Here is a 15,267-nt window from a genome sequence, read left to right as displayed (position 1 = left end):
TTGATTAATATAGCCGGCACCGCGCAGTTCAGTCAACGGGCCCGACACACATGGCGCACCACGCCGACCAACCTTCCTCAGGCAAACCCACGCCCCGGCCCAAAAAAGCACGCCGCCCAGGGCGCCCGACCGGCGCGTCCAACGGACTGGAGCAACGCAACCGGCTGCTGGATACCGCCTTGACCCTGTTCGCCCGGCAGGGCGTCATGGAGACACCGCTTTCGGCGATCGCGCGCGCCGCGGGGGTCACGCCGGCCATGCTCCACTACTATTTCAAGACGCGCGACCAATTGCTCGACGTGCTGATCGACGAACGCATCCAGCCGCGACGCGAAGCCATCGGCAAAGTATTCGACATGCATGCCGGCGATCCGGTGACGGTCATTACGCAGCTGGTGGAACGCCTGATGCAGACCGCCACCGAATGTCCGTGGTTTCCCGCCTTCTGGATGCGCGAGATCATCAGCGACAGCGGCACGTTGCGCGAGCGCATCGTCAAGCGCCATGGCAACCTGCACATGAAGTCGGCCATCGACTGCATCAGGCATTGGCAAAAGGAAGGCAAGCTCAATCCCCAATTCGAACCGTACCTGCTGTTCATCACGATCTTCGGCTTGACGATCGTACCGCTGGTGGCGTCCAAGGCATGGAACACGCGCGCCGATGCCTTACAACGCAAATTGAGCCCGGCGGACATCGCCCGGCACGCTGTCGCGATACTCTCGCAAGGCGTCAGCCCCTAGTCCCGGCATGCGCCAGGCACCCGAGGCAAGCACCTGCAACGACGCGCGCTGGCGGCATGGCGGAAGGTTCATGACGTATTCGCCTCTGGCTCGCGGGCATGAGCAATGCTTCGCCCGTATCGGTACCGCCGATACGGATGACCGACATGGAGTTTCGACTTGGAAAAGAAGCCGCAAGGAAGCCGCCGCCGAACCTTCGGTTACGCCCTCTCGCTGGCCATCGCGGCCAGCTGCCCGGCCCATGCGGCCGATAGTCCCTACCTGTTTGGCGACTGGCAGGGCGAGCGCACGCAACTGGCCGAGCGGGGCATCCGGTTCGATTTCGGCTACACCAGCGAGATTGCACACAACATGGATGGCGGCACGCGCCAGCTCACCCGCTACACCGACCAATGGAGCGCCGGCGCCACCTTCGACCTCGACAAAATCTGGGGATGGAAAGGCAGCGCCGTGCAGATTGCCGTTACCGACCGCAACGGCCGCAATCTCACTGCGGATGCCGACCTCGGCGTATACCAGCAAGTGCAGGAAGTGTACGGACGCGGGCAGACCTGGCACCTGACCCTGTTCGCCCTCACCCAGAAATTCTTCGACGGCAAGCTGGCGTGGAGCATCGGCCGCTTGCCGGTGGGTTCGGATTTCGACAGTTTCTCCTGCGATTTCCAGAACCTTACTTTCTGCGGTTCGCCGCCCGGCAATATCGCCGGCGATTACTGGATCAACTGGCCGACCAGCCAGTGGGCGACCTGGCTGCAGTGGAACACGACCGGGCAGACTTACGTAAAACTCGGCGCGTACCAGCTCAATCCCAAATACATCGATGACGAGTGGGCCGAAGCCAACGGCTGGAAACTCAATTTTCCGGGCGGCACCACCGGCGTGCTGGTCCCGCTTGAATTCGGCTGGACGCCGACTGTCAACGGATTGCCGGGCAGCTACAAGCTCGGCAGCTGGTACAACAACGCCGGCGGTTCCGATCTTTATTACGACGCGAGCCGGCAGCCGATCGCAGCCACCGGCGAGCCCCCGCTGCAGGATCGCTCGCGCTATGGCGGCTATCTTGGCCTGCAGCAGCAGATCAGCGGCGATGCGAACGGCGGCGGCGTAAACGTGTTCCTCAACGCCACCATGACGGATGCCCGCACCTCGCCCACCGATCGGCAATTTGCCGTGGGCGCGGAATACAAGGCACCGTTTAACCGCGCGAACGACATGCTCGGTGTGGCGCTGGGCGCCACCCACGGCAGCACGTATCTGGCTGCCTACCAGCGTCTCTATAACCAGCTCAATCCGCATGCCGCCGTGCCGGTGCAGGATGGCTACGAATACGCCATGGAACTGTTCTACAACTGGTCGCCGCTTCCGTCCATCAACCTGCGACCGAATCTGCAGTATGTAGTGCATCCAGGCGGAACGACTAAAAACAGCAATGCCCTGGTGCTTGGATTGAAGACTGTCATTGCGTTCTGATGTTGTGGCGTTGCCAACGTCATTACGAAGTGACTTGTTATCGGACAGGGTCGGTCAAGGCAACCTGCAGCCTCCTCCAGATTCCACTTCGCGGCGGACATTCTTGCTGTTCGACCGCTTACTTCCGCTTGACGGATGGATCAAGGCCTTTCACCTTGAAGTTGTTTTCAGTGATCAAGACGACTGTTGAATGTTTTTGATCGCTATGGCGCACCGCGGTTGAGTGGGACCTACTTTCAGGTCAACGATCATTGCCAGATCGTTCCCAAATACTCTGCAAGCACCCCTTGGTCCACGACGCCATGGCGACATCCACCATGACTTCTTCAAGATCACGTTTGATAGGCGGGGCTTAATGCTTGAAGTCACCCGAGCTTGACGTAAACCGATTCCTCTCCCGGCAGCTGATTCGGGGCAGTATCCCTAGGATCTAGGCGATGTAACCGGATATGGGATCCGGCAGGTAATCGTCCGCTTTGAACGCTCTGCGCATTCGCTGGGTGGCGAAATCGACAAACGCGCGGAGCTTCGGGAGTGACTGACTTCGACTTGGATAGTAAAGGGAAAGACCGGGAACCTCTTCACAATAAGGTTCGAGCACGGTCTGCAGATCGCCACGTTCAAGATGCGACATCACGAGCGAGTGTGGCAATTGGAAGAGCCCAACACCTCTCAGCGCTGAGCGAACGCAGGCCTCGACGTCGTTGATCACGAGAGGCCCCGCTATGCCCACCGTGATGCGCTTCCCATCGACGACAAATTGCCAGTGATCGAGAGCCCGCACGGATTGACGAAGCAGGATGCAACGAAAGTTCTGCAGATCGTACGGAGACGCCGGTCGGCCATGCTTCCTAAACAACGCCGGAGCCCCAACGACAACGAAGCGCTCCGGTGGCGTCAGCCACATCGCGACCATGTCGATCTGGACGAAGTTTCCCAATCGTATTCCCGCGTCGAATCCTTCTTCGACGATGTCGATGGGGCGATCGTCGCCCACCAGTTCGAGTTCAACATTTGGGTGAGCGTCGAGAAAGTCCGGCAGCAAGCGATTCACCAGCAGCGGCAAGATGGGCCTGGGCATATTGATGCGCAGTCGGCCGGTAATCTCGCCACCCAAGCCACTCGCGGCATCCAATCCCGCGGTGAGCATGTCCACGGCCGGACGCGCGTGGGCAAGCAGGCGTTCGCCCGCTTCGGTCAGCCTGACGCTGCGTGTCGTACGAGAGAACAGCGGCGCGCCAACCCGTTCCTCCAGAGTTCGTATCGCCTGGCTGACCGCAGACGGCGTGATGCCGAGGTGCCGTGCCGCAGCACGAAAGCCTCGGTATTCCGCCACGGTCAAAAACACGACCAGCCCATCCAGATGGCTTCGAGCGATTGTTAAGTTCATCTACACGGCCCGTTCCGAATATGCCTCGTATTCGAATAATAACGCACGGGGTACCGTGGGCCATCACACCCATGAAGGCGAACGCACATGTTTTTAGTTATGGGAATGACCGGAAAGGTTGGCGGCGCAACGGCAACTCACTTGCTGACGCAAGGCAAGAAAGTACGCGCGCTGGTTCGCGACCGCGCGAAGGCGGCAAGCTGGGCCGACCAAGGCGTCGAACTGGTTGAAGGCGACTGGAACGATGCGGCCTCCATCAAGCGAGCGCTCAGGGGCGTCGATGGCGCGTTTGTCATGTTGCCTCCCATCTGGGCACCCTCGCCGGATTTCAGGGAAGCCAAGGGCGTCATCGCGAACTACGTCGAGGCGCTCACCCAGGTACCGGTGCCGCGGGTCGTCGTGCTTTCGTCGATGGGCGCTAACCGAACCGGCGGGATGGGCCTGATCACGGCTCTGTCGCTTCTGGAGCAGGGTTTTCGCGACCTGAACCTGCCGATCGCCTATGCGCGGGCCGGTGGGTTTTTCGAAAACTTTCTTTACGGCTTTCACGTCGCCCAGGGCGGCACACTGCCCGTCTTCTACAACCCGACAGATCGGAAATCGACCATGGTCGCGACCAACGACATCGGCGCCGAGATCGCATCGCTTCTGAGCGGACCGGCGTGGCTGGGGCATCGGATCATCGAACTCGGTTCAATGGTGAGCGCTGATGAAGTGGCGGCGCAATTAGGTGAAGTGATGAAGCGCGACGTGAAAGCCATTGCCGTCCCGCGGGCTGATTGGCCGGATACATTCGAGCAGTTCGGCATTCCGAAGGGCAAGTCCGGGCCGGCCGAAACCATGTATGAGGCCGTCAACGCCGGAGGGATGGACCTCGGGGTCGTGGGTACGGAACACGTCCCTGGCGCGACGTCCGCTCGCGATGTTTTTGCAGCGGCCCGGAAGGCCACTGCCGGCTAAGTCCGCTGGTCCGTCATCGATGCGACTTTCGAAATCTATTCCGAAAGCCGCATCCCACCGGCGGAAACTCATCACCTGAGGTTAGACCCATGTCTAAAATCTCCTGGCGCCAAGTCTTACCCTTCGCGCTTGCCGCTTTTTTCGTCGTCGGTTCACTGAGCAACATCGTCGCTCCGGGATCGATCTACGAGGAATACCTGAAATGGGGATATCCGCGCTGGTTCCATTTCGTCACCGGATCGCTGGAACTCACCGCAGCCATCCTGCTTTTCCGGACACCGACTCGCCTGTCAGGCGCGGTGCTCGGTTGCGCCGTTATGTTTGCCGCACTCGCGACCGTTATCCTCCACGGCGAATACGCGCACGCTGTGCCGCCACTCGTCGCGGCGGCATTGTCAATGGTGGTCGGCTGGATAAGTTGGCGCAAGCGAATAGCGGTACCAGCCAGTGATCAGTAAAGGCGGCAGCCGGGCACATAGATCATGGCAATCTTCAACCGGACTGCCGGAGATGCCATACCTTCTATCCAGACTTTATCGGGCCGGCGGCGGCTTAACGTGGCGTTCGGCCTGGCGGGATGCCGCTTTTTGCAACATCGTTGATGCACTTCTAGATTGACTCCGCCAATCATTTCGGCAGGGCGACGGAGGGGTCGCATGATGACTGCTGTCGCAGTGCTATCTCCTCTGTCTTCAGCCTTCGCATGGATGACGATTCATTCGAAAACGGGAGGCTGCTCCCAAATGCCGGGTCAAGCCACTCAGGAGTTCATCTCCATGGAGCCTTCCATGACCTCAGCGCACTGGCGTCTGAAGAGCGGGCCAAAGCAGATCACGAAGGACGTGATGAGGCACTGCACTCGATCCACATCGGACTCGATACCACCATGTGGCAACTGGTGCGCACCTGCTTTTGGCATCAGCCACCGGAGACGGCACATGGCGTTGACGCCTACGACCTGGAATACCTCGCCTTTCCTCGCGTTAAGGGCCTTGGCGCATGAAGCCCATCTACACCTATGAATCCTGTCGCACCTGGCATGTTGAACGTGGCCTGGGAGAACATGCGTGAAACTCTTGATGACAACGATGGCGCTGGTGGCGTCGCTCGTCGCGGCCGACCGCGTCGCTGCAAACGAGGCGAGCAGTGGTTGGCCGCTGCCACAGGCGACACCGACACCAGCACCGATCGCGCCCCCTCAGGATGTCGCCTATCCCGGCACGCTTCGCCTCGAAGTGGACGCCACCGACGCTATGCGTGGCATCCACCGCATCCACGAAACCATTCCCGTACGCGGAATGAAGCAGCTGACGCTGCTGTTCCCCCAATGGATTCCGGGCGATCCGGTGCCGCCCAACGTGCTCGACCAGGTCGCAGGGCTCGCATTCAATGTAGGCGGGAAGCGCCTGCCATGGCGACGCGATCCTGTGGAACAAGCCGCGTTCCATGTCGATGTGCCTCCGGGGACACAGGAATTGGACGTCGATTTTCAGTTCCTGTTCCCCGCAAGTGGCGCGATCGGGCCGGTATTGTCAACACCGACAATGGTGGATCTGCAGTGGCAGAGCCATGTGCTCTATCCGGCCGGCTATTACTCGCGCCGCATCCAGGTTGACCCCACGGTGACGCTGCCTCATGGCTGGCAGTTCGCTTCGTCGCTGGACGGCGCCACTCGCGTCGGCGATGTCGTGAGGTTCTCTCCCGTGTCGCTCGATGGGCTCGTGGATTCTCCCGTCATGGCAGCGCGCTGGATGAGGCAGTACGTCCTCAGTGACGACCCTGTGCCGGTACGACTGGATGTCGCGGCCGATACCGAGGCCGGCCTCGTCGTGTCGCCCGAGGCTCTCGACAAATACCGTCGCGAGGTCGCACAGGCCTATAAATTATTCGGCGGCCAACACTACGATCATTACGACATGCTGGTCTGGCTGGCGAACGACTTCGGGCCGGCCTACTTCGAGCAGAGTCGCTCAGGGGAGAACGGCTTTCCTGCTGCGTTCTTCAGTGGTCGATCGCTTGGCACGCCGTTCCACGGCTTCGTCCATGCGTGGAATGGCATCTTCCGCGTTCCTGCGACGATGTGGACGGCGAATCTGAACGTCGCACCTCAGGACTCGTTGCTCTGGGTGTTCGAAGGTCTGACGATGTACTGGAATGGCGTGCTCAACGCACGCTCCGGCGTCACCAGCCGGGAAGATGCACTCAGGAACTGGGAATCCACCGCATCGGCATACGCAAACCGGCCTGGACTGCAGTGGCGGACATTGCAGGATGCTTCCGAGCAGGTACTCATCCAGCACGGCAACAGCATCATCTATCCGGAGGGGCGCCTTCAGCCCTGGCCAGATTGGCAACTCAACACGCTCGATGTGTATTTGCAGGGCCAGTTGATCTGGCTGGACATCGACACGCTGATTCGCGAACGCAGCAACGGCCGCAAATCGTTGGATGACTTCGCGCGAGGCTTCTTCGGTATCCGCAACGGCAGCCGAATCCCAGTGCCTTACACGTTCAAGGACCTCGTCGCCGCGCTGAACGCCGTCACGCCGTTCGACTGGGCAAGCTTCCTGCGCGCGCGGGTAGACAGCGTCGGCATCAACACGGATCTCGACGGCATCACGCGCGCCGGCTACCGGCTGACTTGGAACGACCAACCTTCAGGCGCCCAACAAGCCAGCGAGACCAAGAGCGGGGGAGCTAACCTTAGATTCTCGGTGGGCGTCGATCTGGACAAGGACGGCGAGGTGACAAACGTCGTCTGGGATAGCGCCGCTTGGCGCGCAGGCCTGGTCGTCGGCGCGAAGGTCGTGTTGGTCGACGGTCAGCCCTATCAGGCATCCGTGATCAAGTCAGCCGTTTCGGCGGCGCACGCCGATCGTCCGATCAAATTGCAGGTCGCACGAGGTCAGACGGAGCAGTCGCTTTCGCTGACGTGGAAAGGTGGATTGCGCTATCCACATCTGGAACGGATACCAGGAACACCGGACTTGCTCGAGGACATCCTGCAGCCCAGGCCGTGAACCAGCCCACGCCTCGACAGATGGCAAGCTTCAACCTGATGAGCGCAAGACAGCGCTTGCGCGGCGGAAGGCCTCGAGCTGCGAGCGCGACAACGCTGGAAGCGATTTCTGAGTTCAGGTCGAATCTGGCGCATGAGTAACTCGCCCGGGTGCCTGAATCGCTGCAACCTTGATGGTAGCGGCGTAATCATTTTGACAAGTGGAGATCAAGATAAGGGATGGGTCGATGGCAAGAGTCTGCGCGACAAGTGCGGACACTTGCTGCGCTGGTGACCGGGCTGTGCCTCATGACGGCAATCGGCTGTGCGGCTCCTTCAGAAGAGCCATCATGGCGCAAGACGGTGCGTGCGTTCGCGGCGAGCAACTTCAAGAATCCCGCCTGGGAACTCTCGCATTCCGAGCGTGACGACGACCAGGCCCGTCAACTGGCCGCGTCTGACCATGTCGTGCTCGATGACGATGTGCTTTTTGCCGCGGCGTACCAGCATGACATGGCTGCTTTCAAACCTTGCGCTGGTTAGGCATGCGGTGCATTCACGCGCGACCCCGCACAGCCTGCTCCGCGCACGTTGCGCGATGGCCGCGCTAGGTACCACGCGGCTTGGCGCGATGCGTGGGCGTCGCCGTCCATGGATCGTCCGGCCAGGGATGCTTGGGGTAGCGCCCTTTCAATTCTTTCTTCACTTCCGGGTAGGTGCGTTCCCAGAAGCCTTTCAGGTCCTGCGTCACCTGGATCGGCCGGCCTGCTGGCGACAACAGGTGCAAGGTGACGGGCACGCGGCCATCCGCAATGCGCGGCGTATCGGCAAGGCCGAACAGCTCCTGCAGCTTCACCGCCAGCACCGGGGTGTCGCCGGGCCGATATTCCAGGCGGCGCACCTGCCCGCTGGGTACCGTCAGGCTGTCCGGTGCGTGCGCATCCAATTGACAGCGTTGCTCGTAATCAAACAGCGCCGCCAATGCCTGCGAGAGATCATTCTCCGACACCGCATCGAGCTTGCGCTTGTTTTGCAGATACGGTGCCAACCAATCGTGCAAAGTGCCGAGCAGATAATCATCGGAAACATCCGGCAGGCCCAATTCGGGCATCCATTCGCGCAGCGATTGCATGCGTACGCGCTGGCGACGCGCGGCTTCGCTCCATGGCAACGCATCGAGGCCGCGACTGCGAATGGCGGCGAGCAATGCGGGCACGGCGTCTTCCGCCTGCACGGGAACGCTGCGGCGCTCGAGCACGATGGCCGCGAAGCGATGCTCCTCAAACGCCTCGACTGCTGCACGTTCATCGTTCCAACGCACGCTGCGCACCCGCTGGAACTGATCGGCGTAGTCACGCTCCAGCACGCGCGGATCGAACGGCGCGGCGGAAAGGACCAGGCTATCGCGCGCTTCATGGCGCAGATCCAGCACGACCAGCCACGGCTCGCCCATCAACGCGGTCTGTTCGTGCAAGCGCGCACCGCGTCCGTTGGAGAGCGTGTAGCGCAGCGGATTGCTTTCGTCCTGCCGTGCAAGACGGTCTGGAAAAGCATGCAGCAGCAAGTCGCCAACCGCGTGACTGTGCGGCACGCCGCTCGCGGCGCTGCGCACGTCTAGGCGACGACGCCAGCCCTTGCTGATGGCTTCGACTGCCGCCAACGCCCCTGCGTCCGCGCCGCTGTGATAACCCGTAGCGCTGCGGCGATCGCGCCATGCGTGCAGCGCCGTTACACGCACGCGGAAATCATCGCTGCGTGCCTGCTCTCCACGCAACGGCGAACGCGCCTCCATCAAGGACAGCAGGTCGGCGACCAAGGCACGCAAGGTTTCCGGCGCGCGCAAGGCCGCAGCACCGAGCCGCGGCGTCGCACCGAGTTCGAGCATGCGCCGGCCGAGCGGTGTGATGCGTTGCCGGGTATCGAGCGCGCCCAGGCCGGTCAGCAATGCGCGCGCCTGGGCCAGTGCGCCGCCGGGCGGCGGATCGAGCCATGGCAACGCCGCGCTGCCCCAGGCCGCCAACTCCAGCGCCAGGCCGGACAGTTCCGCTTGCATGATTTCCGGCGTACGCGCGGCATCCAGGCGGCGGCTCTGCGGCCATAACCGATAAGCCGTGCCTTCGGCGACGCGGCCGGCGCGGCCGGCGCGTTGATCGGCGGACGCCTGTGAGATCGCTACGGTTTCCAGGCGCGTGAATCCCGAATTGGGATCGAAGCGCGGCGCGCGCGCAAGACCGGTATCGACTACTGCGCGAATGCCCGGCAGCGTCACACTCGATTCGGCAACGTTGGTCGCCAGCACGATGCGGCGCGTACTCGGCTCTGCCGGTGCCAACGCCAGTTGCTGCTCGGCCAGCGACAGCTCGCCATGCAATGCCACCACTTCTACATCGTCACGCTGCAACGACTGCGCCAGTGCGCTTTGCGCGCGCGCGATCTCGCGCCGGCCCGGCAGGAACGCCAGCACATCGCCTTCGTTTTCCGTCAAGGCTTGCCGAATGACCCGCACCAGATGATGTTCCACATTTTCTTGTGCGCGCGCCGGCGGATAATCGACGCGCACCGGAAAACTCCGGCCCGGACTGCTGATGCGCGGCGCATCCAGCCATTGCGCCACGCGCTCGCCATCGAGCGTGGCGGACATCACCACGACACGCAGGTCCGGCCGCAGCGTGGCCTGGATATCCAGCGCCAATGCCGCGCCCAGGTCGCCGGCCAGGTGCCGCTCGTGGAATTCGTCGAACAGGATCGCACCGACGCCGGCCAGTTCCGGGTCGGCCTGCACCAGTCGCGTGAGAATGCCTTCGGTGACCACTTCGATGCGCGTGGCCGCGCTGACCTTGGACTCGAAGCGAATCCGATAGCCCACCGTCTGCCCCACCGCCTCGCCAAGCTGTTGCGCCATGAACTGCGCCGCCGCACGCGCCGCGATACGGCGCGGCTCCAGCATCACGATCTTTTTGCCTGCCAGCCATGGCTCGTTACGCAGGGCCAGCGGTACCTGGGTAGTCTTGCCGGCGCCCGGGGGCGCTTCCAGCACCAGGCGAGGCTGTGCAGCGAGAGAGCTGCGGATGTCGGGTAGCAGAGGGTCAATTGGGAATATCGGCGTATTCATGTACGCGATGATAGTCGGGCGCTCGAGTGAGGCCCAATTCTCATCAACACTTCACCCCGTCCAACTGCACAGACCGTCACGCGCGCGTCATTCATCGCCTACATCTGCGCCGCTACTACGCACAACGAGAACTCCAATGGCCTACTGATATCTCTGGATCGCAGCAATACGATCAAAAAGCCTCGTCAAAACGGGGCTGTTCCGTTCAATCAGGAGGATTTAACGATGAAAACCAAAACGGGCCTAGTGCTTTTGCTTTTAATTTTCTCATCACAAGCAATGGCCGAGCAGGGTAGCAATGACTTGGTACATCCCTACACAGCACTGACCGGGTGCTCCAACATTCCGCCCAATGGTTATGTCGTCACCGCAGCATATCCAGGGAATTCCAGCAAAAATTGTGGCGGCAACAACATCGGGGGCTACCTGGGTTACTACGTTTACGAAAGCTATTTTGATAAACCAGTGGGCACACAAATCCATATGTGCCAAGGCGCCTACCCCATCCCTGTAGGTTGGTATCAGGTAGCCGTAGCGCCGACAACTATTTGCTTTCAAGGGCAGGCGCAGGCGTTGGTGATACAGCGATATTCGTAATCTATAGCTCGCTGCTCATCCCAAAGAACGTGACATTGCGGCGTTCTCACATCACCTCTCCTTAGCCTTCGAAAGTTAAGGGGAGAACCCGATCAAAAAACTCTGCAAACTGAGCAACTTCCGGCCTATGACGACGATCGCTGGGCATTCATTGCCCAGCGATCCATGTGCACTCATTGAAGATCACAGGCAAGGCATTAGCAAACCTAGTGGATGGGAGTTGTCGTAGCAGGCGTTGCTGTTGCTGCCGGATGCGCGCGCAACGGCGCCAGCGACTCAAACCCGTTCTGATAGTCGTCGGTGATCTGCTTGGCGTCTTCGCTATTGGTAATCACGCGCGGGGTGATCAACACGATCAATTCGGTACGTGTCTTGTTTTTGCTGGTGGAGCCGAACAATTTGCCTAAAATGGGAATATCGCTCAACCACGGAACCCCTTCGGTCTGATCCTGGTTCTGCTGCTGAATCAAGCCACCAAGCAACACGGTCTGGCCGTTCTGCACACCCAGCTGGGTTGCGATCTGGCGCTGTTGAATCGTGTAATTACCTTGATTGTTGGCGCCACCAATGGTGGAGCTAACCTGCTGATCGATATTGAGGTAAACCAGTCCACCCGGGTTCACACGCGGCTGTACGTCCAGAATGACACCGGTGGGAATGTATTCCACCTGGCCCACCGTGGTTGACGTGTCGGTGGTTCCCAGTCCGGTGTAATAGGTCTGGTTGACTGGTATCTGGTCACCCACTGCGATATGCGCTACCTGATTGTTGAGCACGACCAGCGAGGGCGCCGACAACGTCTTGGTATTGCTGCTGCTTTCCAGTGCGTTGATCGCGACTTGGAATTTTCCATTCGAACTCAGGAAGGAATAGAAGAACGGCTGCCCGCTATAAGTTGTAGTTGCAGTTGAACTTGAACTGGTACCGAAGCCACCTCCCAGGCCAATCATGCGGTGTGCCTCCGGATTGCCTGGCGTGTAGCCACCGCTGGAATTTTCCGAACCGCCGGCGAGCCCTTGCAGATACCATTGCACGCCATATTGGAGATCGCCCACCAAGTCGACCTCAAACACTCGCGTTTCTATCTGTACCTGCAAAGGCGGCATATCGAGCTGTTTGACCGCACCGAGGATCTCTTCCCACTGCGCCGGCCGCGCACGCACCAGCAATTGGTTGTTGGCGTCCACCGAACTGATGCGGATGCTGCCGTCTTTCGAGCTGTAGCCCTTGTCCTGGCTGGCGCCGTTGGCCAGTCCGCCGTTCATGCCTACGCCGCTTACGCCGGTATTGCCGCCGATGCCGCCACCGCTGCCGGAGCTGCTGCCGAAGGCGCTGCTCGTGCCCGTCGTCGACGTGCCGGTTCCGGTGCTGCCGCCCAGGCCGCTTGAAAGCCCGCCGGTGGTGGAACTGCCGAAACTGCCGGCGGTACTGCCCATGCCGCTGGACGAACCACTCGCGTTGTTGCCGATGCCTAGCGTGCTTGCGCCGCCCGCTCCCGGTGCCACCGCGCCGCCGTGATCATTCTCGCCATTGCCGGCATTGTCGGTGTAGATCTGCGCGAGATAATGCGCCAAGTCCGACGCGCTGATGTTGCGCACGTCGTAGACGTAGAGCTGCGGTTCGTTGCCGCCGCCCAGGTCGATCTTGGCGATCCAGTCGCCGACTTCGCTGAGGTAATTAGGCTGCGTGCTGATGACCACCAGCGCATTGGTGCGCTTGATCGGGATGAAACGCAGCATGCCGGCGAGCGGCGTGTCGCCCTTTGTCCCGAACATGCTGTCGAGCTGTGGCATCAGGTCGTCGACGGTGGCGTGCTGGAGGTTGAACACCCCGACCGACATGCCTTTCAACCAGTCGACATCGAAGGTGCGCACGGTGCGATTGTAGTTGGCCAACTCATCCGGCGTACCGGCAACCACGATGACGTTGCGCGCATTGTCGACCAGCAATATCGAGTCGGGACGCGCAAACGGCTTGAGCAATTTCTGCATCTGGTCGGCGGCGATGTAGTGCAGCGGGAACAGGCGCGCCTGCATGCCGCCGGCCGGCGCGACAGCGCCCAGGCTCGGCGCGACGTTGCCTTGCACCGCATCTTTCTCCGGCATGACCACGTAACGGCCGTTGGTCTTGATCAATGCGTTGTGCGTCCACGACAGCAATGTCTCCAGGATCGGCATGGCCTGGCTGCTGTCCACCGGCTCGGAGGTGGAGAAGGAAATATTGCCCTGCACGCCCGGCACGATGGTGTAGTTCTGCTGCAGCAGGTCGCCGAGGATCGCCTTCACCACGGCCTGCACCGGCTGGTTCTCGAAGTTGAAGGTCACCGCGCCACTGCCGGCGGCCGCCGGCCGGGGTGTAGTCAAGGCCGTCGGCCGCACGAACCGGCCAGTGCCGGTGCTGATGCTCGCCACGGCAGGCGCAGCGGGCGGGTTGCTCAGGTTGCTGTTCAACGGCTGTGGTTGCGGCGCGGGCTTTTCCGTGCCGGCCACGGCTTCGCGTTCCAGTTCATGGTCGTTGGACTGGACCAGCGGCCGGTTGGCGCCGCAGCCACTCAGAAAGATCGCCAGCGCCATCGCGCTGATGCGCATTCCATGGCGTAGATAAGGTTGCATGCGCTCGTGTGACATGAGTCAGTGTTCTCCCTGGGCGTTCCCGGCTTGCTGGGAACGCTGCTTAAGAATGGCGGCCCTGAGTTTCTGTAATCGTTCTGCCTGCGCGTCGTTCGGTCGCACCGGCGCTGGCATGGGTTGCATCATGGCGCCACGCATCCCGTTACCGGGATGGGCCACACCCTGGCCTTGGTTGTTCATCGGCATCGCACCCGGCGACGTGCTGGAGGCCGGCTGGTCGATCGGTGCGCCAGCGGGAAGTTTCAGCTCCGTGCGCCCGGTAGGCGAGGTAAATACCGCCGAGCGCGGCAGCACCTTGATCAATTTCCAGTTGCTGTCCGGCAGCGTCGTTCCTTCGCGCACGCGAACTTCCTGGCTGTCGTCGTCCTTATTGTTGTCGCCCTTGTCGTGCGCGGGACCGAGCAGCGCCATGTGCAGCGCCGGCGTGAGGATGATGCCGGTGAGTTGCAGGTCGCCCAGGCTCACGCCTTCGCCACCGCCATTGGTGACGATCGGCTTGCGGTCGGCACTGAACAATGGATGTTCCCACACCTGCGCATAGCTTTGCAGCGGTGGCGGGGTCGGCAGGGGAACACTATGCGCGGCAGGCAACGGCGGCGTGCTGCGCGGCGGGTTCCAGGTTACGCCGCGGCCCACGCCGAACAACAGCAGCAGCAGTGCGATGCCGAACACTGCCGTGGCGATGGCGAACGCGGGGGTGAGGCGGCGTTGCGCAGCGGCATTCATCGCGCATCCTCCCCGCTCGGTGCCGATGCGTTTGCCGAACCGGGCGGCGGCGCGGCGACACGCACATAGCCGGCCAGCGTGAACTGCACTTCCAGCGGTGCGGCGCCGCTCTTCTGCATGTTCATCAGTGGATTGCGATACACGCTGAAATCCTGCACGAACAGGTACGGCTTGCCTTTCTCCAGCGTGTACAACAGGCCGATCAGCGGTTGCATATCGCAATGCAGGCTGATGCTCACCACGACTTTCTGGTAAGGATCGCCAGGCGTGGAGGCGGGATTGTTGACCGGCATTTTCTGGCTGACTTCGCAGGTTCCTTCCTGCGAGTGTGCCGCGGCGTCGTCCACCACCCGCTGCATCAGCGCCGCCGACGCGGCGTTCGGATCGGTTTCGGACAGGAAGGTGCTGCTGTCGGTCTGGTCGTGGCCCAGTTCGGCGAGGCGCTTTTGCAACTGCGGTTTTTCGGCGATCGCCGCCGCATAGCGGCTTTGCGTATCGCGCAGGTCATCCATCTGGCTGTCGACGTCGCGCAGCGGGGCGACAAACCACCAGTGCAGCAGCAGGAAGTACGCCAGCGCCAGCACCAATACCAGCAGGCCAAGGGCGGCGAGGCGGCTTTCCAACGGTTTCATGGGACGCAG

Annotated in this window: 12 protein-coding genes; 7 read left to right on the top strand and 5 right to left on the bottom strand. The window is 61.5% G+C overall.

Going from position 1 to position 15,267, the window contains the following annotated elements; all coding sequences use genetic code 11:
• Nucleotides 1-50 precede the first annotated feature (50 nt).
• Together ISP15_RS05735 and ISP15_RS05730 are read left to right on the top strand one after the other, a co-directional pair.
• Entirely contained in the window at nucleotides 51-743 is a 693-nt protein-coding gene (locus ISP15_RS05735; protein ID WP_404545997.1) for a TetR/AcrR family transcriptional regulator, read from the top strand.
• A 159-nt stretch (nucleotides 744-902) separates the two neighbouring features.
• The gene (locus ISP15_RS05730) at nucleotides 903-2,213 is read left to right on the top strand and encodes a carbohydrate porin (protein ID WP_404545996.1); all 1,311 of its coding nucleotides are present in this window, start codon (nucleotides 903-905) and stop codon (nucleotides 2,211-2,213) included.
• A gap of 430 nt (nucleotides 2,214-2,643) precedes the next feature.
• Here ISP15_RS05730 and ISP15_RS05725 read toward each other — a convergent pair whose 3' ends face one another.
• Nucleotides 2,644-3,561 carry a LysR family transcriptional regulator gene (locus tag ISP15_RS05725; protein ID WP_404545994.1) on the bottom strand — a complete coding sequence of 306 codons (918 nt, stop codon included), beginning with the start codon at nucleotides 3,559-3,561 and terminating at the stop codon, nucleotides 2,644-2,646.
• A gap of 129 nt (nucleotides 3,562-3,690) precedes the next feature.
• Here ISP15_RS05725 and ISP15_RS05720 point away from each other — a divergent pair, with 129 nt between their 5' ends.
• The 4 genes from ISP15_RS05720 to ISP15_RS05705 all read left to right on the top strand — a co-directional run bounded on the left by ISP15_RS05720 (nucleotide 3,691) and on the right by ISP15_RS05705 (nucleotide 8,104).
• On the top strand, nucleotides 3,691-4,563 hold the full coding sequence (locus ISP15_RS05720) for an NmrA family NAD(P)-binding protein (RefSeq protein WP_404545992.1): 873 nt from the start codon (nucleotides 3,691-3,693) through the stop codon (nucleotides 4,561-4,563).
• A gap of 89 nt (nucleotides 4,564-4,652) precedes the next feature.
• A complete protein-coding gene (locus ISP15_RS05715) occupies nucleotides 4,653-5,021 on the top strand; it encodes a DoxX family protein (RefSeq protein ID WP_404545990.1) in 369 nt (122 codons plus the stop codon).
• Between the two features lie 609 nt (nucleotides 5,022-5,630).
• A complete protein-coding gene (locus ISP15_RS05710) occupies nucleotides 5,631-7,583 on the top strand; it encodes a M61 family metallopeptidase (protein ID WP_404545988.1) in 1,953 nt (650 codons plus the stop codon).
• Nucleotides 7,584-7,870: 287 nt separating this feature from the next.
• Entirely contained in the window at nucleotides 7,871-8,104 is a 234-nt protein-coding gene (locus tag ISP15_RS05705; protein ID WP_404545986.1) for a hypothetical protein, read from the top strand.
• Between the two features lie 64 nt (nucleotides 8,105-8,168).
• Here ISP15_RS05705 and hrpB read toward each other — a convergent pair whose 3' ends face one another.
• On the bottom strand, nucleotides 8,169-10,673 hold the full coding sequence (gene hrpB, locus ISP15_RS05700; protein ID WP_404545985.1) for an ATP-dependent helicase HrpB: 2,505 nt from the start codon (nucleotides 10,671-10,673) through the stop codon (nucleotides 8,169-8,171).
• Between the two features lie 225 nt (nucleotides 10,674-10,898).
• Here hrpB and ISP15_RS05695 point away from each other — a divergent pair, with 225 nt between their 5' ends.
• On the top strand, nucleotides 10,899-11,270 hold the full coding sequence (locus ISP15_RS05695; protein ID WP_404545983.1) for a hypothetical protein: 372 nt from the start codon (nucleotides 10,899-10,901) through the stop codon (nucleotides 11,268-11,270).
• A 206-nt stretch (nucleotides 11,271-11,476) separates the two neighbouring features.
• On the opposite strand, the gene gspD is transcribed toward ISP15_RS05695, so the two are convergent.
• Genes gspD through gspM form a run of 3 tightly spaced genes read right to left on the bottom strand, consistent with a single transcriptional unit; the run spans nucleotide 11,477 to nucleotide 15,258 of the window.
• Nucleotides 11,477-13,897, bottom strand: coding sequence for a type II secretion system secretin GspD (gene gspD, locus ISP15_RS05690; protein ID WP_404545981.1), 2,421 nt, complete (start codon nucleotides 13,895-13,897; stop codon nucleotides 11,477-11,479).
• Between the two features lie 3 nt (nucleotides 13,898-13,900).
• On the bottom strand, nucleotides 13,901-14,626 hold the full coding sequence (locus ISP15_RS05685; protein ID WP_404545979.1) for a hypothetical protein: 726 nt from the start codon (nucleotides 14,624-14,626) through the stop codon (nucleotides 13,901-13,903).
• Nucleotides 14,623-15,258 carry a type II secretion system protein GspM gene (gene gspM, locus ISP15_RS05680; RefSeq protein WP_404545978.1) on the bottom strand — a complete coding sequence of 212 codons (636 nt, stop codon included), beginning with the start codon at nucleotides 15,256-15,258 and terminating at the stop codon, nucleotides 14,623-14,625. Before gspM ends, ISP15_RS05685 begins: the two co-directional genes overlap by 4 nt.
• Nucleotides 15,259-15,267 lie beyond the last annotated feature (9 nt).

The organism is Dyella jejuensis, from assembly GCF_044904675.1.
In the GTDB taxonomy this organism is placed as follows: domain Bacteria; phylum Pseudomonadota; class Gammaproteobacteria; order Xanthomonadales; family Rhodanobacteraceae; genus Dyella_B; species Dyella_B jejuensis.
Note: the sequence above shows the minus strand (reverse complement) of the source record. Positions and strands in the feature narration are given on the sequence as shown.

Bases quoted from the DNA above. Each gene is read 5' to 3' on its own strand.
- gspM (WP_404545978.1), bottom strand. From the start codon at position 15,258: ATGAAACCGTTGGAAAGCCGCCTCGCCGCCCTTGGCCTGCTGGTATTG.
- ISP15_RS05695 (WP_404545983.1), top strand. From the start codon at position 10,899: ATGAAAACCAAAACGGGCCTAGTGCTTTTGCTTTTAATTTTCTCATCA.
- ISP15_RS05685 (WP_404545979.1), bottom strand. From the start codon at position 14,626: ATGAATGCCGCTGCGCAACGCCGCCTCACCCCCGCGTTCGCCATCGCC.
- ISP15_RS05735 (WP_404545997.1), top strand. From the start codon at position 51: ATGGCGCACCACGCCGACCAACCTTCCTCAGGCAAACCCACGCCCCGG.
- hrpB (WP_404545985.1), bottom strand. From the start codon at position 10,673: ATGAATACGCCGATATTCCCAATTGACCCTCTGCTACCCGACATCCGC.
- gspD (WP_404545981.1), bottom strand. From the start codon at position 13,897: ATGTCACACGAGCGCATGCAACCTTATCTACGCCATGGAATGCGCATC.
- ISP15_RS05720 (WP_404545992.1), top strand. From the start codon at position 3,691: ATGTTTTTAGTTATGGGAATGACCGGAAAGGTTGGCGGCGCAACGGCA.
- ISP15_RS05715 (WP_404545990.1), top strand. From the start codon at position 4,653: ATGTCTAAAATCTCCTGGCGCCAAGTCTTACCCTTCGCGCTTGCCGCT.
- ISP15_RS05705 (WP_404545986.1), top strand. From the start codon at position 7,871: ATGACGGCAATCGGCTGTGCGGCTCCTTCAGAAGAGCCATCATGGCGC.